The sequence below is a fragment of the Crossiella cryophila genome (assembly GCF_014204915.1).
Lineage (GTDB): Bacteria > Actinomycetota > Actinomycetes > Mycobacteriales > Pseudonocardiaceae > Crossiella > Crossiella cryophila.
This window is the reverse complement of sequence record NZ_JACHMH010000001.1, coordinates 9,444,584-9,468,680: the sequence shown is the minus strand read 5'-3', so window position 1 is coordinate 9,468,680 and position 24,097 is coordinate 9,444,584. Positions and strand designations below refer to the sequence as shown.

General features: G+C 71.5%; 21 protein-coding genes and 1 riboswitch. Of the genes, 10 read left to right on the top strand and 11 right to left on the bottom strand.

What is annotated here, in order from left to right:
• Positions 1–45: 45 nt before the first annotated feature.
• Positions 46–1,884 carry a glycosyltransferase family 39 protein gene (locus HNR67_RS40630; protein WP_185008927.1) on the top strand — a complete coding sequence of 613 codons (1,839 nt, stop codon included), beginning with the start codon at positions 46–48 and terminating at the stop codon, positions 1,882–1,884.
• On the opposite strand, the gene asnB is transcribed toward HNR67_RS40630, so the two are convergent.
• Complete coding sequence (gene asnB, locus HNR67_RS40625; RefSeq protein ID WP_185008925.1) at positions 1,860–3,701, bottom strand: asparagine synthase (glutamine-hydrolyzing); 1,842 nt, start codon at positions 3,699–3,701, stop codon at positions 1,860–1,862. The two genes, HNR67_RS40630 and asnB, sit on opposite strands and share 25 nt — an antisense overlap.
• Before the next feature lie 113 nt (positions 3,702–3,814).
• Here asnB and HNR67_RS40620 point away from each other — a divergent pair, with 113 nt between their 5' ends.
• Positions 3,815–4,300 carry a MarR family winged helix-turn-helix transcriptional regulator gene (locus tag HNR67_RS40620; protein WP_185008923.1) on the top strand — a complete coding sequence of 162 codons (486 nt, stop codon included), beginning with the start codon at positions 3,815–3,817 and terminating at the stop codon, positions 4,298–4,300.
• Between the two features lie 66 nt (positions 4,301–4,366).
• On the opposite strand, the gene HNR67_RS40615 is transcribed toward HNR67_RS40620, so the two are convergent.
• Positions 4,367–5,050 carry a FadR/GntR family transcriptional regulator gene (locus HNR67_RS40615; protein WP_185008922.1) on the bottom strand — a complete coding sequence of 228 codons (684 nt, stop codon included), beginning with the start codon at positions 5,048–5,050 and terminating at the stop codon, positions 4,367–4,369.
• Between the two features lie 48 nt (positions 5,051–5,098).
• Here HNR67_RS40615 and HNR67_RS40610 point away from each other — a divergent pair, with 48 nt between their 5' ends.
• Complete coding sequence (locus HNR67_RS40610; RefSeq protein ID WP_221490217.1) at positions 5,099–6,466, top strand: MFS transporter; 1,368 nt, start codon at positions 5,099–5,101, stop codon at positions 6,464–6,466.
• Here the strand turns inward: HNR67_RS40610 and HNR67_RS40605 are convergent.
• From HNR67_RS40605 to HNR67_RS40590, 4 genes are all read right to left on the bottom strand, one after another.
• On the bottom strand, positions 6,463–7,707 hold the full coding sequence (locus HNR67_RS40605) for a cytochrome P450 (RefSeq protein ID WP_185008919.1): 1,245 nt from the start codon (positions 7,705–7,707) through the stop codon (positions 6,463–6,465). The two genes, HNR67_RS40610 and HNR67_RS40605, sit on opposite strands and share 4 nt — an antisense overlap.
• Positions 7,708–7,795: 88 nt before the next feature.
• Positions 7,796–9,160 carry a mycothione reductase gene (locus tag HNR67_RS40600; RefSeq protein ID WP_185008917.1) on the bottom strand — a complete coding sequence of 455 codons (1,365 nt, stop codon included), beginning with the start codon at positions 9,158–9,160 and terminating at the stop codon, positions 7,796–7,798.
• Position 9,161: 1 nt separating this feature from the next.
• Positions 9,162–10,328: a VanZ family protein gene (locus HNR67_RS40595; protein ID WP_185008916.1), complete on the bottom strand. Its 1,167-nt coding sequence runs from the start codon at positions 10,326–10,328 to the stop codon at positions 9,162–9,164.
• 4 nt (positions 10,329–10,332) lie between these two features.
• Positions 10,333–10,878 carry a YbhB/YbcL family Raf kinase inhibitor-like protein gene (locus HNR67_RS40590; RefSeq protein WP_185008914.1) on the bottom strand — a complete coding sequence of 182 codons (546 nt, stop codon included), beginning with the start codon at positions 10,876–10,878 and terminating at the stop codon, positions 10,333–10,335.
• A gap of 89 nt (positions 10,879–10,967) precedes the next feature.
• Positions 10,968–11,055: riboswitch (ZMP/ZTP riboswitch) on the top strand.
• 32 nt (positions 11,056–11,087) lie between these two features.
• On the opposite strand from HNR67_RS40590, the gene glyA reads away from it, so the two are divergent.
• Positions 11,088–12,359, top strand: a complete 1,272-nt coding sequence (glyA, locus tag HNR67_RS40585; protein ID WP_185008912.1) for a serine hydroxymethyltransferase — start codon at positions 11,088–11,090, stop codon at positions 12,357–12,359.
• A gap of 69 nt (positions 12,360–12,428) precedes the next feature.
• On the opposite strand, the gene HNR67_RS40580 is transcribed toward glyA, so the two are convergent.
• Entirely contained in the window at positions 12,429–12,632 is a 204-nt protein-coding gene (locus HNR67_RS40580) for a PspC domain-containing protein (RefSeq protein WP_185008910.1), read from the bottom strand.
• 132 nt (positions 12,633–12,764) lie between these two features.
• Complete coding sequence (locus HNR67_RS40575) at positions 12,765–13,712, bottom strand: alpha/beta hydrolase (RefSeq protein ID WP_185008908.1); 948 nt, start codon at positions 13,710–13,712, stop codon at positions 12,765–12,767.
• 123 nt (positions 13,713–13,835) lie between these two features.
• Between HNR67_RS40575 and HNR67_RS40570 the strand changes: the two genes are divergently transcribed.
• Positions 13,836–16,754, top strand: coding sequence for an AAA family ATPase (locus tag HNR67_RS40570; RefSeq protein WP_185008906.1), 2,919 nt, complete (start codon positions 13,836–13,838; stop codon positions 16,752–16,754).
• On the opposite strand, the gene HNR67_RS40565 is transcribed toward HNR67_RS40570, so the two are convergent.
• Positions 16,751–17,140 carry a hypothetical protein gene (locus HNR67_RS40565; RefSeq protein ID WP_185008904.1) on the bottom strand — a complete coding sequence of 130 codons (390 nt, stop codon included), beginning with the start codon at positions 17,138–17,140 and terminating at the stop codon, positions 16,751–16,753. The two genes, HNR67_RS40570 and HNR67_RS40565, sit on opposite strands and share 4 nt — an antisense overlap.
• A gap of 208 nt (positions 17,141–17,348) precedes the next feature.
• Entirely contained in the window at positions 17,349–17,672 is a 324-nt protein-coding gene (locus HNR67_RS40560) for a hypothetical protein (RefSeq protein ID WP_185008902.1), read from the bottom strand.
• A 373-nt stretch (positions 17,673–18,045) separates the two neighbouring features.
• On the opposite strand from HNR67_RS40560, the gene HNR67_RS40555 reads away from it, so the two are divergent.
• The gene (locus tag HNR67_RS40555; protein ID WP_185008900.1) at positions 18,046–19,137 is read left to right on the top strand and encodes a M48 family metallopeptidase; all 1,092 of its coding nucleotides are present in this window, start codon (positions 18,046–18,048) and stop codon (positions 19,135–19,137) included.
• A 63-nt stretch (positions 19,138–19,200) separates the two neighbouring features.
• On the opposite strand, the gene HNR67_RS40550 is transcribed toward HNR67_RS40555, so the two are convergent.
• Entirely contained in the window at positions 19,201–20,094 is an 894-nt protein-coding gene (locus HNR67_RS40550; protein WP_312989226.1) for a M15 family metallopeptidase, read from the bottom strand.
• Between the two features lie 164 nt (positions 20,095–20,258).
• On the opposite strand from HNR67_RS40550, the gene HNR67_RS40545 reads away from it, so the two are divergent.
• The 4 genes from HNR67_RS40545 (at position 20,259) to HNR67_RS40530 (ending at position 24,095) form a co-directional block, all read left to right on the top strand.
• On the top strand, positions 20,259–21,101 hold the full coding sequence (locus HNR67_RS40545; RefSeq protein WP_185008899.1) for a S1 family peptidase: 843 nt from the start codon (positions 20,259–20,261) through the stop codon (positions 21,099–21,101).
• Between the two features lie 245 nt (positions 21,102–21,346).
• Positions 21,347–22,147 carry a S1 family peptidase gene (locus HNR67_RS40540; protein ID WP_246492704.1) on the top strand — a complete coding sequence of 267 codons (801 nt, stop codon included), beginning with the start codon at positions 21,347–21,349 and terminating at the stop codon, positions 22,145–22,147.
• Positions 22,148–22,273: 126 nt separating this feature from the next.
• The gene (locus HNR67_RS40535) at positions 22,274–23,086 is read left to right on the top strand and encodes a S1 family peptidase (protein WP_185008897.1); all 813 of its coding nucleotides are present in this window, start codon (positions 22,274–22,276) and stop codon (positions 23,084–23,086) included.
• Between the two features lie 193 nt (positions 23,087–23,279).
• Entirely contained in the window at positions 23,280–24,095 is an 816-nt protein-coding gene (locus tag HNR67_RS40530) for a S1 family peptidase (protein WP_185008895.1), read from the top strand.
• Positions 24,096–24,097 lie beyond the last annotated feature (2 nt).

The window sequence follows — 24,097 nt, the reverse complement described above, 5'->3', positions numbered from 1 at the left end:
CGGGCTCCCACCCAACTCCCAGCAACGGCGGCCAGCCTCAACCCCGTGAGCGCCTCCACCGTCGTCCCGGAGCCCGCGACCGCACGCTGGTCCCGGCCCGCCCTCGCGGCGGTGCTGGGACTGGCCGCGGTGCTCTACACCTGGGGCCTGTCCGCCAACGGCTACGCCAACACCTACTACTCGGCGGCCGTGCTCAGCGCCACCAAGTCCTGGTCGGCCTTCTTCTACGGCTCCCTGGACGCCGGCAACTTCATCACCGTCGACAAACCACCACTGGCCCTGTGGGTGCAGGCGTTGTCCGCCAGGGTGTTCGGCTTCTCCGGCTGGAGCATCCTGCTACCCCAGGCACTGGCCGGAATCGCCGCCGTCGCCATCGTCCACCACGTCACCAAACGCTCTTTCGGCCCCACCGCTGGGATCCTGGCCGCCCTGGCCCTAACCCTGACCCCGGTGACGGTCGCGGTCACCCGCCACAACAACCCGGACACCCTGCTCGTCCTGCTGCTCACCCTCGCCGCCTGGGCACTGTCCAACGCCCTCCGCTCCGGCCGCCTGCTACCCCTGCTCGCCAGCGCCCTGGCCATCGGACTCGCCTTCAACACCAAGATGCTCCAGGCCTACCTGCTCGTCCCCGCCGCCGCGGCCGCCTACCTGATCGGCGTCACCGGCCCGTGGTGGCGCAAACTCCTCCGCCTCGCCCTTGCCGGTGTCGTCCTGCTCGGCGTGAGCCTGTCCTGGCTGCTCGCCGTGGACGCCATCGCCCCCGCCGACCGCCCCTACATCGGCAGCAGCACCGACAACACGGTCAGCGAGTTGTTGTTCGGCTACAACGGATTGGGCCGCCTGTTCGGGCAGAACCGGGTCGGCTCACCCGGCCTGACCGTCGGCGGAGGCGGCGCGGGCAACGCCAGTGGCTGGGACCGGCTGCTCACCGGCGAGGTCGGCGGCCAGATCGCCTGGCTGTTCCCACTCGCCCTGGCCGGCCTGCTCGCCGCGTTCGTGCTGCGCCGCCACCGCGCCGAACTCGTGCTGTGGGGCGGCTGGCTGCTCACCACCGTCGTCGTCTTCTCCACCGCCGCCGGGATCTGGCACACCTATTACACGGTCGCGCTCGCCCCACCCCTCGCCGTCGTCCTCGGCCTTGGCGGGACCGCGCTGTGGCGCCTGCACCAAACCCGCTCGCACTGGGCCTGGCTGCTCCCGGTCTCCCTGGCCCTGACCGGGTTCTGGGCCGCGACCCTGCTCGGCCGCACCCCCGCCTACCTGCCCTGGCTGCCGATCACCGTGGTCTTGCTCGCCCTGGCCGCCGCGATCACCCTGGCCATCCCGTTGCTGGGCAAGCGACTCACCCGCCGCACCACGGCCCTCGCACTCACCGCCGGACTCGTGGCCGCCCTGGCCGGACCCGCCGCCTACGCGATCACCCCGCTGACCACGACCACCTCGGTGACCTTCCCGATCGCCCAGCCCGCCACCACTGCCACCGCCCGCCCCGGCGGCTTCGGCGAAGCGGACGGCCCGGACACCGCCGCCCTCAACCACATCCAGGCCGAGTACCGGAATCAACGCTGGGCGCTGGCCGTGGTCGGCGCGCTGGTGGCCGCCCCGGTCATCCTGGACACCGGCCTGCCGGTAATGGCCATCGGCGGCTTCAACGGCAACGACCCCGCACCCACCGCGACCCAGCTCCAGAACTACGTCCACAGTGGACAGTTGCGGTTCGTCTGGACCAGCGGCGAGTCCACGGTGCGCCAGTTCGGCGGTACCACCGGCACCGGCGCGACCGTGGTCAACCAGGCCCTGTCCTGGGTCACCGCGAACTGCGCGCTGGTCCCAGGAACAGGGCAGCTCTACGACTGCTACACGGCCACCCGGACGTCGTAGTCCAGGATCCACCGGTTCAGGCCCAGCAACGATTCCACCGTTCGCCGGGTCGCCGAGTCCGAGCCCACCGCGTTCAGCGGCGAGTCCAGCAGCAGCTGGATGTCCTTGCGCGGCACCAGTTCGCACACCGGCGCGGCGGTGTCGGTGATCACCGTGGCCAGCTCCTCGCGCAGCGCCTTCTCATAGCCCGCGTCCTGGGTGGAGGGGTACGGGCTCTTCTTGCGCTGCACCACCGACTGCGGCAGCACGTCCGCGGTGGCCGCGCGCAGCAGGCTTTTCTCCTTGCCGTCGAAGGTCTTCATCGCCCACGGCGCGTTGAACACGTACTGCACCAGGCGGTGATCGCAGAAGGGCACCCGCACCTCAAGGCCCACGGCCATGCTTATCCGGTCCTTGCGATCCAGCAGGTTGTTCACGAACCGGGTCAGGTTCAGGTAGCTCAGCTCGCGCATCCGCGCCTCCAGCCCGGTCTCCCCGGCCAGCCGCGGCGCCTCGGCGAGCGCCTCCCGGTAGCGCCCCTGCACGTAGTCGCCCAGCTGGAGCCGTTGGGCCAGCCCGGCGAAGACCGACTCGGTCCGGCTGTGCGCCCGCGCGGCGATCCACGGGAAGGTGTCCGCGTTGACCGCGGCCGGGTCGTGGAACCACTTGTAGCCGCCGAAGACCTCATCCGCGGACTCCCCGGACAGCGCCACCGTCGAGCGGCCGCGGATCGCCTTGAACAGCAAGTACAGCGAGAAGTCCATCTCGCCCATGCCGTTGGGCAGGTCCCGTGCGTGCAGGGCGGCCGCGCGGACCGCCGGGTCCATCAGATCGTCGTTGTCCAGCACGATGTTGGTGTGGTCGGCGGCCACGTGCGCGGCCACCTCGGCCACGAACGGCGCGTCCGGGCTGTCCCGGAAGGCGTCGGCGTGGAAGTTGTCGGTGTACCCGGCGAAATCGATGGAGAACGAGCGCACCGGCCCGGCGCCCTGCGCGGTCAGCGCCTTGGCGGCCAGCGCGGTCAGCGCGCTGGAGTCCAGGCCGCCGGAGAGCAGCGTGCACAGCGGCACGTCCGCGATGAGCTGCCGCTCGACGATGTCCTCCAGCAACTCGCGCACGGTGCTGACGGTGGTGTCCAGGTCGTCGGTGTGCTCGGTGGCTTCCAGCTGCCAGTACCGGGACTTGGCGATCCCCTTGCGGGACACCGTGACCACCGACCCCGGCCGCACCTCGAACAGCCCGCGCAGGATGCCCAGTTCGGGCGTCTTGACGAAGGCGAGCGCCTCGCGCAGCCCGTCCGCGTCCAGCACCGCCTCGGCGAGGGGGTTGGCCAGGATGGCCTTGGGTTCGGAGCCGAAGAGCACGCCGTCGGCGGTGGGGTAGTAGTAGAGCGGCTTGATGCCCATCCGGTCGCGCACCAGCAGCAGTTCCTCGCTGCGGGCGTCCCAGATGGCGAAGGCGTACATGCCGTTGAGCCGGTCGACCAGCGACGGGCCCCATTCCAGGTAGGCGTTGAGCACCACCTCGGTGTCGCTGGCGGTGCGGAAGTGGTGGCCGCGGCGCTGGAGTTCGGCCCGCAGCTCGCGGAAGTTGTAGACCTCGCCGCTGTAGGTCAGCACCGCGGCGGTGCGGCCGTCCTGTTCGGCCACCATCGGCTGGCGGCCGCCTTCGAGGTCGATGATGGCCAGCCTGCGCTGGCCGATGGCGGCGTGCCGATCCAGCCAGAGCCCGGAGTCATCGGGGCCGCGGCAGGCCATGGTCTCGGTCATCGCGGCGGCGGTGTCGTGTTCCTGGGTCAGGTCGCGCTGGTAGCCGATCCAGCCGGCGATTCCACACATGAGATCCCCCTTCATCGCTGAAATTGGTGGGATGTCTCCGACGGTAAACCCGATGGTTGCGTCGCGCAACTGTCTGTCTGGTGTTCCGGACCTACAGGTGGAAGGGTGGTTTCGTGACGAACCGGGCCGAACCGACGACACCGGACAGCGAGCTGACCACCGCGCTGGAACACGAGCTGACCGTGTTCACCCGCAAGGCCTTCTGGCGGTTCTGGACCACCAGGTATCCCGAGGTCGTAGGCCTGGATCAGACCACGTACCCATACCTCGCGGTGATCACCGCACGCCCCGAGCTGACCGTGGGCGAGCTGTCCCGGATGTTCAACGTGGACAAGTCCACCGCCAGCAGGCATGTGGCCAAGCTCACCGGCGGCGGCCTGGTCCGGGTGGTCGACAACCCGCCGAACGCACGCACCCAGCCGCTGCAGGTCACCGACGAGGGCAGGCATCGGGTCGCCATCGTCCAGGCCGACCGAGCCGCCTGGCTGCACGGCGTACTGGCCGACTGGCCCGAACAGGACCAGCGCGACCTGGCCCGCCTGGTCGCCCGGCTCAACGCGGACCTGGACGCCCGCGAGGCCCGGCTGCGCACCCGGTAGGCCCGAATCGCCCCCTCGGTGACCCGGCCCCGTCCCGGACCCGGATCGCCGAAGGGGCGCGCGACCTCAGTGCTCGGCAGAACCGAGGGTGGAGAGCAGTTCCTCGATGAAGCCGCCCGCCTCGCGGGCCGCCCGTTCGGAGTCCCGGTCCCGGACCGCCGCCAGCAGGTCCTGGTGGGAGATGTGCCGGTCGCTCTCGGCCTCGGAATCAACCGTGGTCGCGACGCTGGCCTTCACCGCCTCGGTGAACCCGCGGTACAGCTCGGTGAGCACCGGGTTCTGCGAGCATTCGACGAGCATCAGGTGGAAGGCGGTGTCAGTGACCACCATCCGGTCCCATTCACCGGCGGCCAGGGCCGCATCGCGTTCGGCCAGGGTCTCGGTCAGCCTGCGCAGGTCCTCCTCGCTGCGGCGGACCGCGGCCAGTCGCGCTCCCTCGACCTCCAGCGCGTGCCGCACCTCCAGCACATCGCGGAGTTCGGCGTCGCACAGCCTGCGCACCGCGCCCGACAGTTCACTGGTCGCGCGCACGAACGTGCCGTCGCCCTGCCGCACCTCCAGCAATCCCGCGTGCGCCAGCGCCCTGACCGCCTCCCGGACGGTGTTCCTGCCCACGCCCAGCGCCGTCACAAGCTCGGGCTCGGCGGGAATCCGCCGCCCGATCGGCCATTCGCCGCTGGTCACCAGCGTGCGCATCTGGTCGATCACCTGCTCGACGAGGCCGGTGCGTCGGGTAGTGGCCAACGGCACAGTCTCATCCTTTCATCCGGACATCCCATGTTTGCCTATAGTACTTGCGTGACCGTGACGCCGACCCTCCCTGACGACATCCGGTCAACGGATCAGACTGCCATCTCCGACCGCTCCCGTGCAGCTACGGTCGTCGGCGGCAGCCTGCTGTTGATTGTCGGAATCGTGCTCGCCGCGCTGAACCTCCGTCCTGCCGTGACCAGCCTCGCCGCCGTGCTGGCCGAGGTCCGTGATTCTTTGGGCGTCTCGGCAGTCTGGGTCAGCGCGGTCACGGCTGTGCCTACGGTGTGTTTCGGTTTCGCCGGTCTCGTCGCGCCAACGCTTGCGCGACGATTCGGCGCCCTCCGCGTCGTCGGTTTCGCGCTGGGCCTGCTCGGGCTGGGACTCGCGCTGCGGGTGCTGGACGGACCAGCGGTCCTGCTCGGCGGCACGCTCGCCGCCTGCTCCTCGATCGCGGTGGCCAACGTGCTGATCCCGGTGGTCGTCAAGGAGTCCTTCCCCGGCCGCCTCGGCTTCGTCATGGGCGTCTACAGCGCCGCCCTCTCCGCCGGTGGCGCCGCGGCCGCGGCCTTCACCGCCCCGCTGGAACGCTGGGTCGGCGGCTGGCGGCTCGCGGTCGGCCTGTGGGCCGGTCTCGCGGTGGTCGCCCTGATCGTCTGGGCGGTGGCCCGCCGCCGCGCCCAGCCCCTGGAAACCGCCGCCCTGGCCCACGACGCCGAGGAACAGGCTGCCCAGGCCACCGACCCGGCCGCCGCCGCGACCCCGGACGTGATCGCCCCCGCCACCGCCCCGGCCGCCACCGCCCCGGCCGCCGCGTCCACCACCGCGGCCGCCGGGCGCACCACCAGCCTCTACCGCAACCGGCTGGCCTGGGCCGTCACCGGCTTCTTCGGCATCCAGTCGCTGGTCGCCTACACCTGGATGGGCTGGCTGCCGGAGATCCTGCGTGACGTCGGCGGCGTCGACCCGACCACCGCGGGCGTCATGCTCGGCGCGCTGATGGTCATCGGCGTGCCCGCCGCGCTGATCATCCCGCCGCTGGTCACCCGCCGTCGTGCGCAGTCCGGCTGGGCGGTCGGCATGACCGCGACCTCGCTGCTGGGCGTGCTGGGCCTGCTGTTCCTGCCCACGCTGTCCCCGGTGCTCTGGGTGGTGCTGCTCGGCGTCGGCATGGGCGGGCTGTTCCCGCTCGCGCTGACCTTCATCACGCTGCGCTCGCGCACCGTGGCCGACACCGCCGAGCTGTCCGCGATGGCGCAGAGCCTTGGCTACCTGATCGCCGCGATCGGCCCGTTCGGCGTCGGCATGCTGCACGGCTGGACCGGCGGCTGGACCGCCTCGCTGCTGCTGGTGCTCCTCGCCATGACCATCCAGCTGCTGATCGGCTACCTGGCCGGCCGCCCGCGCTACGTCTAGAACCGGACCGGCAGTCCGCTGAGCCCGCGCAACGCCACCGTGGGCCTGCGGACCGCCGGTCCGCTCAGCCGCAACTCCGGGAACCGCGCCACCAGCGCACCCAGCAGGGTGGTCATCTCCAGCCGGGCCAGCGCCGCGCCCAGGCACAGGTGGATGCCGTGCCCGAAGGACAGCGAGCGGCCATCGGCCCGGCCGATGTCGAACCGGTCCGGCTCGGCGAACCGGGCCGGATCCCGGTTGGCCGCCCCGGTCAGGATCATCACCGACTCACCGGCGTGCACGGTCAGCCCGCCGACCTCGGCCTCGGCCACCGCGACCCGCTGCCCGAGCTGACCAGCGGTGTCCCAGCGCACCAGCTCCTCCACCGCCGAATCGGCCAGCTCCGGATCCGCGACCAGCCGCGCCCACTGCACCCGGTCCCGCAACAGCACCTCCAGGCCGTTGCCGAGCACCCCGGCCGTGGTCTCGAAACCGCCGCCGAAGAGCACGATCAGCGAGTCGACCAGCTCCTCGTCGCCGAGCTGGTCCGGGTCGGCCGCTCGCTTGGCCAGCAACGCCGAGGCCAGGTCGTCCCTCGGTTCCCGCCGCCGCGCCTCGATCAGCCGCTGGAAGTAGGCCCGGTACTCGAGCGCGGCCGCGTCGCCGCGGGCCTTGGTCGCCGCGTCGGCCTGCGGGTCGAGGAACCGGCCCACCGCGTCGACCAGCTCCCGGAACCGTGGCCGGTCCGCCTCCGGCACGCCGATCAGCTCGCTGATCACGGTCATCGTCACCGGGTACAGCACCGTGTCCACCAGGTCCGCGCCCGCGCCGTCGGCGGCCAGCCGGTCCAGCGCCGCGTCCACGCACCGCCGCACCGCCGGGCGCAGCGCCTCCACCCGCCGCACGGTGAAGTCCCTGGTCAGCAGCCGCCGCAGCCGGGTGTGCTCGGGCGGGTTGCGCCAGGCCAGCAGCGCGGACAGGAACACCTGCGCGTTGGAGTCCCGCCAGTCCGGGGTGTGCTCGTCCCGCCAGGCCGCGTCCACCACCCGGAAGTTCGCGGTGTCGCCGAGCACCCGCCCGCAGTCGGCGAACCGGGTCAGCACCACCGCGCCCAGCGCCGGACTCCGGTGCACCGGGGCCAGCTCGCGCAGCCGGGCGAACAGCGGGTACGGATCCGGCGGGCTGTCCGGTCCGAACAGGGTGCGCAACACCTGCTCGGCCTCGTCGGTCGCCGTGGGCGCGAAGTCGACGCGAAAGGGCATGCCGCCCACCCTGCCCACCCGAAACCGCCAGCGACAGTGGTGCGAAGTCCACAGTCGCGGGCGGTTCGGACAGGTCAGCCGGCCAGGATCAGATCTTCAGCAGCGCGTTCTCGATCAGCTCCGGCATGGCCGGGTGGATCCAGTACTGCCCGCGTGCCATGGTCCGCGCGTCCAGCCCGAAGTGCATGGCCTGGATCAGCGGCTGGATCAGCGTGGAGGCCTGCGGGCCGATGATGTGCGCGCCCAGCAGCTGCCCGGTGACCGGGTCCGCGATGAGCTTGCAGAACCCGGTGGTGTCCTCCATCGCCCAGCCGTAGGCGATGCCCGCGTACTCCTGGGTGACCGCCACGTGCGCGAGTCCGGCCGCCTTGGCCTGGTCCTCGGTCAGCCCGACCGAGGCCACCTGCGGCGAGGAGAACACCGCGTGCGGCACGAACCGGTGGTCGGTCCTCCGCGGCGACTCCGGGTGCAGCAGGTTGTGCTGGACGATCTTCGCCTCGTGGTTGGCCACGTGCTTGAGCTGGTGCGGCGAGCTGACATCGCCCAGGGCGAAGATGCCCTCGACCTCGGTGCGCTGGTGCTCGTCGACCACGATCCGGCCGTCCGCGTGCGTGCCCACCCCGGTCGCCTCGACCTCCAGCAGCTGCGCGTTCGGGATCCGCCCGGCCGCGACCAGCAGCTCCTCGGCCTCCACCACCTCGGCGCCCTCTGGCCCTTCCAGGTGCAGCCGGACCACGCCGTCCACCCGCTCCGCGCGCAGCGCCTTGCGGTTGAGCCGCACGTCCCAGCGCTGGCTGACCAGCTCGGTGAACCGCGCGGACACGTCGGCGTCCTCGGCCCGCAGCAACGCCCCGGACCGGTTGACCACGGTGACCTGCACGCCGAAGGAGCTGAACACGTGCGCGAACTCGGTGGCCACGAACCCACCGCCGAGGATCACCATCCGCGCGGGCAGCTCTTCCAGCCGCATCACGGTCTCGTTGGTGTGGTAGCCGACCTCGTCGATCCCGGCCACCGAGGGCACCACCGGCCGGCTGCCAGCCGCGATGACGAACCGGTCCGCGGTGATGGTCACCCCGGTGCCGGTGTCCAGCTGCTTGGGCCCGGTGAACTTGGCCGCACCGGTATAAACGGTGACGTTGGGGCACTCCTCCGCGCGGTAGCGCTGACCACCGGCCGCGATCGGGTCGATCCGGCCGAAGACGCGATCGCGCACCTCGGCCCAGCGCACCCCGTGCAGTTCGAGGTCGACACCCAGCTTGGCCGCGGCCTTGGGGCTGCTGGCGAGTTCGGCGGGGTGCACGAACATCTTGGTCGGGATGCAACCGACGTTGAGGCAGGTGCCGCCGAAGACGCCCTTCTCCACGATCGCGATGTTCCAGTCGTCGAACCGCTCGTCGATGATCGAGTTGCCCGAGCCGCTGCCGATGATGACCAGGTCGTAATGAGGCACGCTATCCATCCTGCCTGTCGCTCGTTGGCCGCCGGTCATCGGCGGGGTCGGGGACCGCCGCGGACACCCGGGCGTCGATCACCTGCAACCCGGACAGCCGCCCGGAGATTCCCCGCTGGTCCCGGCCGAAGACCGCGGACACACCGTGCACCAGCAACAACCCCAGCGCCACCCACCAGGCGATCTCTGCCCCGGGGACCTCGGTAGGCGTCACCGCCAGGCCCAGCAACCCGGCCACCCCACCCAGCCCGACCAGCCACCGGAGGAGCATCGCGACAGCGCCCGGCCGCCGCCCGGCCGCGGGCTCGGCCCGCGCCACCTCGTCCCCGGCCGCCACCGGCCGCAGCCGCACGATCACCTGCCCAGGACTGGCCCCGCGCGCCGCCACCGTCAGCACCAGCAACCCCACTGCGGGCACCCACCACTCCGCCCACGCGGGCACCCACGGCCCCGCGAACCCGAACACGCCCGCGAGCAGCGCGAACACCTGCCCGGCCCACCAGACCAGCAGCAGGTCGCACATCATCGCCAGCAACCGCCGCCAGCGCGTCACCGGTCGCGGCAACCCGGCGTCGGCCACCGCCCGCTGCCCCGGCACCAGCCGCAGCAACGGCGCGAACAGCACCCCGATCGCCGTCCCGCCGGTGTTGGAGATCAGGTCGTCCACGTCGAAGATCCGGAACGGGCAGGGGTAGATCCACCAGATCCCGGTCAGCTGGGTCAGCTCGACCAGCAGCGACACCCCGAACCCGATCAGCACGGTGGCCACGAACCCGCGCCGGAACAGGTGCCGCAGGAACATGCCCAGCGGCACGAAGAAGGCCACGTTGAGCGCGAAGGAGCGGAAGCTGCCGTCCGCGGCCACCCTGGGCAGATCCCGCCAGGTGCGCACCGCCGGCCACTCGGTCAGCACGTGCATCGGCTGCCACTGCGGCCGCACCCAGCCGTAGTACTGGCAGAAGTCCGGGCCCACCGGCGGCATCGGCACCATCACATAGGCGATCAGCGCCAGCGCGTAGAGCAGGAACCCGAAGGCCAGCGCCACATCCCCGGCGCCGAGGTCGCCGCGCCTGCGATAGCGCACGGCGACGTAGGGGACGAACAGCACCAGCGCCAGCCCGACCGCGGCGATCGCCGCGACCCAGGCCGGTAAGACCCGGACTCCCACGCGGTCAGTGCGCGAAGACCGGGCTGATCACGGCCCTGGCCAGGGTGTGGAACACCAGGTTGAAGCTGACCACCGCCGGGGTCGCGGAGGCGTCCACGCCGAGGGTCTCCACGTCCAGCGCGTGCACCACGAACATGTACCGGTGCGGGTGGTCCCCGGCCGGCGGCGCGGCCCCGCCGTAACCCTCGGACCCGAAGTCGGTGCGCACGTGGAAGGCGCCCGCGGGCAGCCCGGAGCCGTCGGCCCGGCCCGCGTCGGCGGCCAGCTCGGTGACCGAACCGGGCACGTCGACGACCAGCCAGTGCCAGAACCCGGACGGGGTCGGCGCGTCCGGGTCGAAGCAGGTCACCGCGAAGCTCTTGGTCTCGGCGGGGAAATCGCGCCAGCTCAGCTGCGGGGAGCGGTTCTCGCCGGAGACGCCCATCCCGTTGAAGACCTGCGCGCTGGGCAGCTGCTCGCCGTCGGTGACCTCGGTGGAGGTGACGGTGAACGAGCCGACCTTGGGCAGCAGGCTGTACGGGTCGGGGGCGACGGGACGTTCGAGGCTCATCGGCACTCCAGAAGGGGATGTCGCGGGTCACGGCCACCGCGGCTGCGGTCACCTTATCCACCCCCGTACTACCCCGTCGCACGGTAGGATCACCCGGTCGCGACTGGCGTGTTCGGGTGGACTCAACCACCGGGGAGCGGCACGGTTCGGTGCGCGCCGTACGCCTGGGCGCAGCCGGTATCCGTTGCCGTGCCGCGAGAGGAACGCCCATGCACCAGCCCGCCCTTCCCCACCTCAGCCAGGCCGATCCGGTGCTCGCCGAACTCGTGCAGGCCGAGGCCGGTCGCCAGTTCGACAAGCTCCGCATGATCGCCTCGGAGAACTACGTCTCCGAGGCCGTGCTGGAGGCCACCGGCACCGTGCTGACCAACAAGTACTCCGAGGGCTACGCCGGCCGCCGCTACTACGAGGGCCAGCAGCTCATCGACCCGATCGAGACCATGGCCGTGGATCGGGCCAAGGCGCTCTTCGGCGTTGACCACGCCAACGTGCAGCCCTACTCCGGCTCCCCGGCCAACCTGGCCGTCTACCTGGCCTTCGCCAGCCCCGGCGACACCGTGATGGGCATGGCACTGCCCTCCGGCGGCCACCTCACCCACGGCTGGAGCGTCTCGGCCACCGGCAAGTGGTTCCGCAGCGTGCAGTACGGCGTGCGCAAGGAGACCGGTGTGGTGGACATGGACCAGGTGCGTGACCTGGCCCGCGCCGAACGCCCGAAGCTGATCTTCTGCGGCGGCACCGCGATCCCGCGCACCATCGACTTCCCGGCCTTCGCCGAGATCGCCGGCGAGGTCGGCGCGATCCTGGTCGCCGACATCGCGCACATCGCCGGCCTGATCGCCGGTGGCGCGCACCCCAGCCCGGTCGGGCACGCCCAGGTCATCACCACCACCACGCACAAGACCCTGCGCGGCCCGCGTGGCGCGATGCTGCTCTCCGACGCCGAACACGCCAAGGCCCTGGACAAGGCGGTCTTCCCCGGTCTGCAGGGCGGCCCGCACAACCACACCACCGCGGCCATCGCGGTCGCCCTCGGCGAGGCGTCCGGCCCGGCCTTCCGCGACTACGCGCACGCCGTGGTCGCCAACGCCAAGGCACTGGCCGCGGCGCTGACCGAGCGCGGGTTCGAGCTGGTCTCCGGCGGCACCGACAACCACCTGATCCTGGCCGACCTGACCAGCAAGGGCATCGGCGGCAAGCCCGCGGCCAAGGCACTGGACCGGGCGGGTGTGGAGCTGAACTACAACACCGTGCCGTTCGACCCGCGCAAGCCGTTCGACCCCTCCGGCATCCGGCTGGGCACCGCGGGCATCACCACCCGCGGCCTGGGCGTGGCGGAGATGCCGAGGGTCGCGGAGTGGATGGACCGCGCGGTCACCGCGGCGGGCACTGGGGACGAGCAGGCCATCGAGGCGATCGCGGCCGAGGTCGCCGAGCTGATGGCCGGCTACCCGATGCCCGGCTGGGCCCCGCAGGTCTGAGCCGACCAACGAGGCGGGACCCCCACCAGTGGTTGGTGGGGGCCCCGCCTCAGGTCAGTTCAGCGCAGGTCAGTACTTCTCCGGCGAGCGCATGAACAGCGCGAGCAGCAGGTACAGCAGGAACTGCGGGCCAGGCAGCACGCACGAGATCACGAACGCCAACCGCACCGTGCCGGGCTTCCAGCCGAAGCGTTCGGCGATCCCGCCGGCCACGCCGAAGAACACACTGTTGCGCGACCGGGCCAAGCGTCGCGACCTGATCGGGGCGGACATCGTGAGTACCTCCTGGAGTAGGGCCGCTCGGTGCGGCGCTTCCCCATTCACTTTCCCCGTTTCCCGCCGTCCGCACCTCGGGGTACACCCCTGATTTTCGACTCCGGGTGACCGCGGCCACATCCGCCCAGGTCAGAGCGAGGTGCGCGAGGTCAGCCAGTCCCTGGCCGCGGCCAGGGCCCGCTCCCGCACCGGGGGTGCGGACAGGAACACGTCGTGCAGCGCGTCCGGCACCGGCGTCACCGTCACCTCGCCTGCCAGCTTCGGCGCCCACCGGGCGATCTGCTCGACATCCAGGACGGTGTCGGCGTGCCCGGCCGCCTCCTCCCACGCCTTGCGGTGCAGCAGGCTCTTGTCCGAGCACAGCACCAGCACCGGCGCGCCGACGTCGATCCCGGCGTGCACCTGGGAGTGCCCTCGGCGCACCGCGCGCAGCCAGCCCGCGCGCACCGGGAAGTGCTCGATCGGCTTCCAGGCCAGGTTGTACTCCCACTCGCCGTGGTGGCTGGCCAGCAGGCTGTGCCCGTAGGTCGGCGCCAGCGTCGGCTTGATCACCAGCTTCGGGAACCAGCGGCCGACCAGCCGCACCAGCGCGGTGCCGATGACCCGGTTGAACCAGCCCTCGGCCAGGTCCAGCCACGGGCTGTTCAGGATCAGCCCGTCCAGCGGCAGGCTGCCCCGGCGGGCCTGCGCCCACAGCGGGGTGATCAGCCCGCCGGTGGAGTGCGCCATCACCACCAGGTGCTCGTGCCCGTCGGCGCGGATCAGCTCGGCGGCGGCGTCCAGCTCCTCGAAGTGCTGGGCCAGGTCGGTGACGAAGTTGGGCAGCTGCCCAGGGCGCAATGACCGGCCGTAGGCGCGTAGATCCAGCGCGTAGAAGTCGTAACCGAGTTCACTGAAGAACTCCGCGACGTGCGTCTGGAAGAAGTAGTCGCAGAATCCGTGCACGTAGAGCAGTGCGCCCTTGGCGGGCGACTTCGCCGGGTGGTGCACCAAGGTGGCCACCGTGTCCACATTCTGGACCGCGGCCAGCTTGATCGTCCGCGCGGTATAGGGATTCCCCAGCAGGTCCGCTGTCACGATCACAGTCTGCACCACAAAACTCCAATGTGGACTGGCCGTTGGTCCACCCAGCTTCCTAGTCTTCCTCCATTCAGATTTCGCACCGCCGCGAAGCCCGAAGTGGCCTTCGAGGAGCAGCCGATGACGCGCCAGCGACCATGGATGCCCGAGCGCGACACCCGGCTGATCGGGCGGTCCGCCGAGCTGACGATGGTCCGCGACCTGCTCGCCGACGTGCGCGGCGGGCTGCCGCGGGCGGTGCTGGTGACCGGCACCGCGGGCATGGGCAAGTCCAACCTGCTGCGCGCGGTGGCCGAGCTGGCCGAGGAGTCCGGCCTGCTGGTGCTCAGCGCGCAGGCCGCGCCGGTGGAACGCGATTTCGCCTTCGGCGTGGTCCGGCAGCTGCTGGAGCCGGTGCTGCTCACCGTGCCCGCGGAGTGCCGGGAGCGGCTGCTGGCCGGTCCGGCGGTGCTGGCCGAACGGGTGCTCGGCTGGGAGGGCCTGCCCGGCGCGGCCGAACGCCCCGCGCTGGACACCTACGCCGCCCTGCACGGCTTGTTCCGCTTCACCGCCAACCTGGCCGCGACCGCGCCGCTGGTCATCGCGGTGGACGACGTGGAGTCCACCGACCCGCCCTCGCTGCGCTGGCTGGCCTACCTGCGCCGGCGCCTGCACGGCCTGCCGGTGCTGCTGGCCATGGCCAGGGGAGCGGGCCGTGAGGTCGCCGACCCGGTCGCGCTCAACGACCTGACCACCGCCAGCGTGCCGCTCGCGCTGACCGGCCTGGCCGGCGGGGACTGCGCCGACCTGCTCGCCGCCGTCTTCGGTGAGCCGGTCGCGCCCGAGTTCGCCGCCGCCTGCGCCGCGGCCACCGGCGGCAACCCGTACCTGCTCGGCGAGCTGGCGCACTCGATGTATGCCGCCGGTATACCGCCTGCCGCCGAGTATGCCGCCGGTATACCGGAGTTCAGCGAGCGTCACCTGGCCCAGCTGCTGCTGCCCAGGGTGCACGCCCAGCCCATCGAGGTGACCCGGCTGGCCCGCGCGGTCGCCGTGCTCGGCGTGGCCGAACTGGACCTGGCCGCGGCGGTGGCCGACCTCAGTCCGGCCGAGGCGGCCGAGGCCGCCCGCGAGCTGACCGGGCTGGGCATCTTCGCCGACGGCAAACCGCTGACCTTCGCGCACGGCCTGGTCGCCACCGCCCTTGGCGCCGAGGCGGGTCCGGCCGATCGGGAGACCGCGCACGCCCGCGCCGCCGCGCACCTGCACGCCGCCGCCGCGCCCGCCGAGCAGATCGCCGCGCACCTGGCCGCCACCCCGCCCGGCGCGCTGGCCGGCGACTGGATCACCGACACCCTGGTGCGGGCCGCCCGCGGCGCCGCCGCCAACGGCGCGCCCGACCTGGCCGTGCGCTGCCTGCGCCGGGCACTGGCCGAACCCCAGCCCACCGCGCAGCGGGACGAACTCCGGCTCGAACTCGCCCTCACCGAACTCCAGATCGACCCGGAACCCGGCATCCGCCGCCTCACCCAGCTCACCGGCGAGGACCTCGATCCGGTGCTCGGCGCCAGGGCCGCGCACGCGCTGGCCCAGGAACTCGGCGAGGCCGACCGGCACCCCGAGGCGATCGCCCTGCTCGAGGCCGCGGTGCCCAGGGTCGAACCGCACGATCCCGAACTGGCCAGGCAGCTCCGGCTCTCCGTGCTGTGCCTGCAGGTCGACGACTGCCACGTGCAGCCCGACCTGCCTGCCCGCCTGGCCGGCCTGCGCGGCGCGCCGGGGTCCATGCGGGCCAGCCGGTTCGCCGACACCATGCTCGCCTTCCAGGCCGCCGTCGGCGGGTCCAGCGCCGCCGAGGCCGATCCGCTGGCACTGCGTGCCTGGGCCCAGCGCGGCCTGGCCCCGGCCACCGGCGCGCACGCCGAACTGGCCGAACGCTGGGAGTTCGCCTACCTGATCGCCGCCCTGTTCGTGCTGGAACGCCTGGACCTGGCCGAGGCGCACTGCACCGAACTGCTCACCCAGGCCCGCCGCCTCGGCTACTCGCTGCGCGCCGCCGCCGCGCTCGGCCTGCGTGCCCAGGTGCGCTGCCGCCGCGGCGCGCTGGCCGAGGCCGAGACCGACGCTCGCGCCGCGCTGGCCGTGCTCGACGAACTGCGCAGCGGCACCCGCAGCTCCACCATCTTCGCGGTGTCCACGCTGGTGGAGATCCTGCTGGAGCGCGGCGAGATCGCCGCCGCCGCCGACCTGCTGCACGCCCGCGGCCTGGCCGACGAACTGCCCGCCGGCTGGCGCTACAACTACCTGCTGCTGGTCCGCGGCCTGCTGCGGGCCTCCATGGGTGACCTCAGCGGCGGCCTGGCCGACCTGGAACAGTGCGGAAAGCGCTTTCAGGACCGAGGGGTCACCAACCGTGCGGTGCTGGTGTGGCGCTCCTGCGCGGTGCCGCTCTACCTGCTCACCGGCCAGCGCGAACGGGCCGAACAACTCGCGGCCGAGGAACTGGCGCTGGCCCGGCGCTGGGGCGGGCCCGGCCCGCTCGGCGTCGCACTGCGCACCGCCGCGCTGACCGCGCCCGAGGCCGAGCGCCTCGACCTGCTGACCGAGTCGGTGCGACTGCTGGAGACCTCCCCGGCCCGCGCGCAGCTGGCCCGCTCACTGGCCGAACTCGCCCTGCACCTGGGTGCGCGGGGCAAGACCACCCAGGCGGGCGCGTTGTTCCGGCGCGCGCTGCGGCTGGCCGAGGACTGCGGGGCGGACGTGCTGGCCGACGCGGTGCGCAGGCAGGCGGCCGGACTGACCGAGGCGCGCCGCGGCGGCGAGCCGGTCGACGGTGGCGAGCTGACCCCGCACGAGCTGCGGATCGCCGAACAGGTGGTGCGCGGCCGGACGAACCGGGAGATCGCGCAGGGCTTCCAGGTCACCTCGCGGGCGGTGGAACAGCACCTCACCCGCATCTACCGGAAGCTGGGCATCGCCCGCCGCTCGCAACTGGCCGCCGCCCTGCTGAGCAGGAACGGCGGCCAGTCGTGGGTTCGGCGCGCGCCTGGTGGCGATTAACCGATCGAGATCAATCCGGCGAGGCCGCGGATCTTGATCTTGATGCCCAGGATGTTGATGTTCACGGCGAGGCCGATGTTGACCTTCGCGCCGATCTTGATGGAACCGAGGCTGACCCGCACGCCGCCCTTGAGGATCGTGCAGCCCGACCCGACCTTCAACGAGACGATGGCTCCGGTCTTGAGCCGGACCTTGATCCCGGCCTTGAGGACGGCGACAACCTCCGCGCCCTCGTAGTCGTAGTCGTCATGGTCGCCCGCGACGGCCGTGCTCGTGGCCGGTGCGGAGGGGGTGGCTGCCATCGCCGGTGCGGCGATGAGGAACAATCCGGCTGACATCGCGGTTGCGGCGACGACGGCGACGGTTCGTCTGGTGAAGGATCGCATTGTCCTGGCTCCCTCGGTTCCTAGCGTGAGTCCTGATCGGGCTCAACTGCCAGTGAACATTCATCACCAGGGGGACGGCAGGGTGGATGGACCATTCTCATCATATTCGTCATTACCGGCAGGTATTCGAACGGCTGAGAGTGACCGAGGTCCACCAATCTGGCTGACCACGGTCACTCTCAGCGGTGAATTTGTTACGATATTTGGGTCAGCGGGCGATCACGAAGCTGGCCAGCAGCGAACCGGCGATGCTGATGCCCTTGACGTTGACCTTGCCGCCGACGGCCACGGTGCCCTCGATCTTGGTGTTCTTGCCCAGCGTCACGTCCACGGTGGAGCCGGAGGTCAGCTTCAGCTTGAGCTTCTTGGTGGTCGCCTCCAGCACGGTGGCGCCGCTGAAGCTGAACTCGGCGGACTGCGCGGTGGCGGTGCCGGCCGGGGCGGCCGAGGCGATGCCGCCGGTGAGCAGCAGGCCGGCGGACAGGGCGAGGGCGGAGGTGCCGGCGGCCAGAATCCGGGTGACGTTGCGCATTGTTACCACTCCCATTCCTGGTGTTTCACATTGAGCTTTGTCTTGGGCTTTGTCGGGTCGCGGTCCGACAAGAGGAATGAGATCAGCCCCCGGCAATTAGCGGCAAGACTGATCACCGAAGCGGCAAAGAACCGGATTGGCACTTCGGGAAGGGTGTAGTTCGCGGTATCAGGAAAACAAACGCGCACTTCGGTTTACCGAAGCGAGCTGCGCCGTCCAGTGCCACCGGTTGCGCCGCGTGGTCGATTCGGACTTCCGAAGTTCCCGACCCTGAGTTTCCCCTGAGTTGTCCCTGAGACGACGGCGTGGCCGCGTGCGCGTCTGTACGCTCGAATCCAGTACCGCTTGTTTCAGCGACTAACGGGGGTTGACGATGGCGGACGACGCGGCCCAGGTGCCTGTGGCGACGGGGCGCACCCGGTTCCCACAGATCAGCCCGCGGGCCTACGAACACCCGGCCGATCGGGGCGCCCTGGCCACCGCACGCGCGGTGCCCGGCTTCCCCGCGGTCCTCAAGGCGATCTACGGCGCCATTCCGGAGCGCAGCGAGCGCCTGCTCGCCCTGGCGACCTCGATCAAGGTCTCCGAGACCCAGTACCCGGAGCTGCACCGGCTCCGGGTGGAATGCGCCACCGCGCTCGACCTCGAGCAGGTGCCCGACCTCTTCATCACGCGCGACCCGCACCCGAACAGCTACGCGATGGGGATGGACGAGCCGTTCATCGTCATCACCACCGGGCTGGTCGAGCTGCTCGACGAGGAAGGGCTCCGGTTCGTCCTCGGCCACGAGATGGGCCACATCCTGTCCGGGCACGTCCTGTACTACACGATCCTGCGCCGCCTGATCGGCCTGGCCGCCGGCATGTCCTGGATGCCGGTCGGCTACTGGGGCCTGCGCGCGATCATCCTCGCGCTGCAGGACTGGCACCGCCGCTCCCAGCTCTCCGCCGACCGCGCGGGCCTGCTGTGCGTGCAGGACCCGGCCGTGGCGCTGCGGGTGCACATGATCCTGTCCGGCGTGACCGATCCCTCCAAGATCGACACCGCCGAGTACCTCAAGCAGGCCGCCGACTACGACGGCGTCGAGGACGTGCGCGACAGCGTGCTCAAGCTCATCCACCTGGACGGGCTCACCCACCCGCTGCCCGTGGTGCGCGCGGCCGACCTGCAGCAGTGGGCGGCCGGCGAGCAGTACCGCGACATCCTGGCCGGGGAGTACCCGCGCCGGGAGGACGACAGCACCACCTCGAACTGGAAGGACGACGTCAAGGGCGCGGCCAAGTCCTACAAGGAGGCCATCACCTCCTCGGCGGACCCGCTGGCCAAGGTGCTCAGCGAGGTCGGCAGCCTGGTCTCGGACACCGCCGGCAAGGTGTGGAACTCCTTCACCGGCGGCAACCGCGGCGGTGGCGACAGCTCCGGCGGCAGTGGCCCGGACAAGGGCTCCGGCCCCTCGGCCAACTGACCCGGCAAGACCCGAACCGCCCGTCCAGCCTCCGGCTCGGCGGGCGGTTCGCCGTTCCGGCGTTCAGTCGCCGGTCGAGGAGAAGTGCATCAGGTCCTTGGGGGAACGCCAGGTGCCACCCCAGGTCCAGCCGATCGCGGTGAACGCCTGCACCACCGGGTCGCCAGGGTGGATCATGCCGGGCTTGCGCTGCCGCCGGTCCACATACGCCGAGGCCAGCTCCGGCAGCACCAGATCCCCGCGCAGGTACGGGTTGTTGAACGGGTTCACATCCACCGCCAGTCCCTTGGCGTGCGCCGACCACCTGGTCTGGCCGCGGGCCGGGCGGCAGACGAAACCGTTGGTGTTGTTGCCGTCCCCGGTCGGCGCGGCGTCCAGTTCGGGCTTGTTCGTCACCCGCATCTCCTCGATCGGGAAGCGCGCCGCGTACAGCCGCTCGAACACCCTGCGCACGTTCTCCGCCACGCCACTGGCCACGATCAGCTCGCCGGTGTGCGGCCGGTCGTCGAAACCCCAGAAGGACAGCGTCAGGTAGCGCAGCCCGTCCACGCCGACCGGGCAGGCCGGTTGCCAGGTGCTGCGCGCCAGCACGTCCGAGGGCACCGGGCCCACGGTGGCGGCGAAGTGCCCGTCCCGCGGCGGCGGCAGCCGGTCCGCGCTCGGCAACCGGCGCTGGGCCAGCTCCGGCGGGGTCGGCAGCACCTGCCCGAAACCGTCCGGCCGCCGTGGCAACGGCCGGGCGCCGACCGTCCACACCGGCGGCGCCGGGGGAGCGGTGCGCACCTCGCTGGTCGGCGGCGGACCGCTCGGCGGTGGCGTGCCCGGCTGCTCGAACCGGAAGGTCACCGGCGGCTCGGCGCTGCTCGTGGCCACCGGGGCCGCCGCGCCCTGGCAGGCGGTCAGCGTCGCCGCGAGCACGAGTGCCACCACCGGTCCGATCCAGCTTCTGCTCCCCACCCGTTCAGGATGACACGCTCACCGAATGCACCCGTTCGGCGTAGTAATCGATCGACCGAACGACCGAGTATGCTTCCCCGTGCGTGCGCTGGGTGTCTGACTCGTCGCGCTGCGTTCATCTCCCGGCGGTGCGGCCGGGGCCACCCGTCGTGAGAGGTAAGCCGATGACGAACACCGAATCGCCGCGCAACCGGTGGTGGCTGCTGGCGCCCGCGGCGGCGCTGGTGCTCCTCGGTGGACTGGTCTACTCGGTGCTCACCCCGGCGGCCGGGCCCGCCGCCCAGGCCGAGGACGTCCGGCCGCTCTCGGCCCGGATCGTCGGCGGCACCACCACGGCCAGCGAGAACCACCCGTGGGCGGTCTACCTGGTCGGCCGCGCGGGCAACCAGTACTGCGGCGGCACCCTGGTCAGTCCGACCAAGGTGCTCACCGCCGCGCACTGCGTGGTCAACCGCGCCCCGGCCGACGTGCGGGTGGTCGCGGGCCGCACCGACACGCAGAGCCGCACCACCGGCGAGGTGCTGGCGGTCAACCGGATCTGGACGCACGAGAAGTTCGAGTCGGTGTTCAACGGCGACGACGTCGGCGTGCTCACCCTGGCCGCGCCGGTCTCCTACCCGACCCTGCCGCTGGCCGAGTTCGGCGACCCGCGCTACCGGCCGGGCACCAAGGCCACCGTGGTCGGCTGGGGCGCCACCCGCGAGTCCGGGCCGACCTCGCGCTACCTGGTGCAGGCGCAGGTGCCGGTGCTGCCGGACGCCAAGTGCCAGGCGCCCTACCGCACCTACACCCCGGCCAAGATGTTCTGCGCCGGGTACGAGGAGGGCGGCATCGACGCCTGCCAGGGCGATTCGGGTGGTCCGCTGGTGGCCGAGGGGCGGCTGATCGGCATCACGTCCTGGGGTGAGGGCTGCGCGCAGAAGGGCAAGCCCGGCGTGTACACCAAGATCGGCAACTACCTGGACAAGATCAACGCTCAGCTCGGCGCCCGCCGCGCCACCCGCTGAGTTTCAGTTCAGTCCGTTACCAGCGGGTTTCCGATCATTACGGGTTTCCGTGACAACAGATTAACGCCGCCTTCCTGAGCTGGGTTCTGCCTGCTCACGGGTGGTCCGGACGGTCACTAACTGATTAGGCCGAACGGGTCACGACGAAGGAAGGTTGTCGCCGCAAACACTCCTCGCGTTGCCTACAGCGCACCCGGCCACCGTGGGCCGGGACCTCGTACGAGGGCACGAGGAAGGAGTGACCGTTGGCGACCACCCTGCATCGCCTGGTCAAGTTCATCGGGGTCGCGGCGGCAGCCGTGACCCTCGGCCTGGCGCCCGGCGCCATGGCCAGCGCGGCGCCGCCACCGGAGCCGAGCATGGATCCGTTGATCGTCGGCGGCACCGCGGCGACCACCCAGCAGTACCCGTGGACCGTGGCGCTGCTGCTCGACGGCACCCAGTGGTGCGGCGGCACGCTCGCCGCGCCGAACAAGGTCGTCACCGCCGCGCACTGCACGGCGGGCAAGGCCGTCTCGCGCTGGCAGATCGTGGCCGGCCGCACCGACCTGCGCACCAGCGAGGGCCACACGGCCAAGGTGACCAAGGTGTGGCAGCACCCTGGCTACCGCAGCGTGACCCAGGGCGACGACGTCGCGGTCATGACGCTGGACCGCAACCTCAACTACACCACCCTGCCGCTGGCCAAGCCCGCGGATTCGGGGCTGTACAAGGCGGGCACCCAGGCCCGCGCGCTCGGCTGGGGCGACACCACCGGCAACGGCGACTACTCCGACACGCTCCGGCAGGTCGTCGTACCGCTGACCTCCGATCAGACCTGCGCGAGCGCGTACTCGGAGTACAAGAGCGCGTCCATGGTCTGCGCCGGCTTCCCGCAGGGCGGCAAGGACACCTGCCAGGCCGACTCCGGTGGTCCGCTGGTGATCAACGGAAAGCTGGTCGGAATCACCTCTTGGGGTGAGGGCTGCGCCCAGGCGGGCAAGCCCGGCGTGTACGCGCGGGTGTCCAGCTACTACACCCAGCTCAGCACGCAAATCAGCTCCTAACAGGCACGGAGTGGCTCGCCGCCCGAACGGTCCACATCGAACGGCCGTTGTGTGGCGGGTCACTCCTCTGTTGCTCTTGGTATGCGTCTCCCACTCGTTCGAGGGCACGAGAAAAGGAGCCCCACCATGGCGGTAACCCTGCGTCGCCTGGGCCGAATGCTCGGCGTCGTCGCCGCGGTCGCGGCGGTCACGCTGACCTCCGCGGCAGCTGTGAACGCCGCACCGGCCCCGTCGGCATCCGATGTCGACCCGTTGATCGTCGGCGGCTCCCGGGCCACCATCGGCCAGCACCTGTACACGGTGTACCTGGCCTCCGGCGCCTCCGGCTCCGGCCAGTTCTGCGGCGGCACCCTGGTCGCGGCGAACAAGGTCGTGACCGCGGCGCACTGCACCAAGGGCCGTTCGCCGGCCAGCACCTTCGTGGTGCACGGCCGGGAGGACAAGCAGAGCACCGCAGGCACCGTCGCCAAGGTCACCAAGATCTGGGTGCACCCCAGCTACACCAGTGCCACCGCGGGCTTCGACGTCTCGGTGCTGACCCTGGACCGCAACATCAGCGGCCCGACCGTGCCGCTGGCCACCCCGGCGGACACCGCGCTCTACGCCGCGGGCCAGAGCGCGCTGATCCTGGGCTGGGGCACCACCAGCTCCGGCGGCTCCGCCTCGCGCTACCTGCTCAAGGCGAACGTGCCGGTGACCTCGGACCAGACCTGCAAGACCGCGTACCCGCAGTACAGCAACACCTCGATGGTGTGCGCAGGCCTGCCCCAGGGCGGCATCGACACCTGCCAGGGTGACTCCGGCGGCCCGATGATCGTCGGCGGCAAGCTCATCGGCGCCACCTCCTGGGGCCGCGGCTGCGCGATGGCCAACTACCCCGGCGTCTACGCCCGGATCGCCCCCTACCACGCGGTGCTGACCCAGCAGATCACCTCCTAGCCCTGCGGCGAGGCCACAACTGAATATCCCTGCACCCCGATGGGGCGGTCCGTTCGCGGGCCGCCCCATCGGGCTGTGTCCGGCTTGTCCGGACCCCGGTCACTCGCGTGGGTTGCCTTCGCCGACTCGACTTGTCCACCGGCTCGGCCGGGGCTGTCCTTGAGCAGGGGAGGCGAGCAGACGGGAGCGGACAATGTGGTCTGGCACGCGTTCACAGCTCAGTGGGTTCCGCCGGCACGCGACCCTCGGCGCCGCGCTCGCCGCGGTCCTGCTCACCCTGGCCGCCCCGGCCCCCGCGCTGGCCGAACCACCCGCGCCACCGGACTCGCGCGTCGTCGGCGGCATCCGCGCCTCGATCCTGGAGTTCCCCTGGACGGTCGCGATCACCAAGTCCGACGGCTCGCCGCTCTGTGGCGGCACCCTGGTCGCCCCGGCCATGGTGCTCACCGCCGCGCACTGCGCGATCGGCAGGCAGCCGAAGGATCTCCTGGTCATCGCCGGCCGCGAGGACCTGCTCACCCTGGGCGGGGAGATCCGTGCGCTCACCGGGATCTGGATCCACCCGTTCTACACCGACGTCCGCGCCGGTGACGACGTCGCCGTGCTCCGCCTCGCGCTGCCGCTGGCCCGGCCGACCCTGCCGCTGGCCACCCCGGCGGACACCCTGCTCTACGGCCCCGGCTCCTACACCCTCGCACTCGGCTGGGGCCGTACCGCCGAGGGCGGTTTCCCGTCCCGCTACCTGCTCAAGGCCGCGCTGCCGATCGTCGGCGACCCGCTCTGCCAGGCGGTGCTGGCCGGGTTCGAGGCGAGTTCGATGCTGTGCGCCGGGTACGCCAACGGCGGTGTGGACACCTGCCAGGGCGACTCGGGCGGGCCACTGATCGCCGGCGGCAAACTCATCGGCGTGACCTCCTGGGGCATCGGCTGCGCGCGGCCGTACCAGCCAGGGGTGTACGTGCGGGTCAGCACGTACCAGCCGCTGCTGGACCTGGTGCTCAGGTCCTAGCA

Excerpts from the sequence above, each read along its gene's own strand:
- asnB (WP_185008925.1), bottom strand. The coding sequence starts at position 3,701 with ATGTGTGGAATCGCCGGCTGGATCGGCTACCAGCGCGACCTGACCCAG.
- HNR67_RS40605 (WP_185008919.1), bottom strand. The coding sequence starts at position 7,707 with ATGCCCTTTCGCGTCGACTTCGCGCCCACGGCGACCGACGAGGCCGAG.
- HNR67_RS40590 (WP_185008914.1), bottom strand. The coding sequence starts at position 10,878 with ATGAGCCTCGAACGTCCCGTCGCCCCCGACCCGTACAGCCTGCTGCCC.
- glyA (WP_185008912.1), top strand. The coding sequence starts at position 11,088 with ATGCACCAGCCCGCCCTTCCCCACCTCAGCCAGGCCGATCCGGTGCTC.
- HNR67_RS40580 (WP_185008910.1), bottom strand. The coding sequence starts at position 12,632 with ATGTCCGCCCCGATCAGGTCGCGACGCTTGGCCCGGTCGCGCAACAGT.
- HNR67_RS40570 (WP_185008906.1), top strand. The coding sequence starts at position 13,836 with ATGACGCGCCAGCGACCATGGATGCCCGAGCGCGACACCCGGCTGATC.
- HNR67_RS40565 (WP_185008904.1), bottom strand. The coding sequence starts at position 17,140 with ATGCGATCCTTCACCAGACGAACCGTCGCCGTCGTCGCCGCAACCGCG.
- HNR67_RS40560 (WP_185008902.1), bottom strand. The coding sequence starts at position 17,672 with ATGCGCAACGTCACCCGGATTCTGGCCGCCGGCACCTCCGCCCTCGCC.
- HNR67_RS40555 (WP_185008900.1), top strand. The coding sequence starts at position 18,046 with ATGGCGGACGACGCGGCCCAGGTGCCTGTGGCGACGGGGCGCACCCGG.
- HNR67_RS40545 (WP_185008899.1), top strand. The coding sequence starts at position 20,259 with ATGACGAACACCGAATCGCCGCGCAACCGGTGGTGGCTGCTGGCGCCC.
- HNR67_RS40535 (WP_185008897.1), top strand. The coding sequence starts at position 22,274 with ATGGCGGTAACCCTGCGTCGCCTGGGCCGAATGCTCGGCGTCGTCGCC.
- HNR67_RS40530 (WP_185008895.1), top strand. The coding sequence starts at position 23,280 with ATGTGGTCTGGCACGCGTTCACAGCTCAGTGGGTTCCGCCGGCACGCG.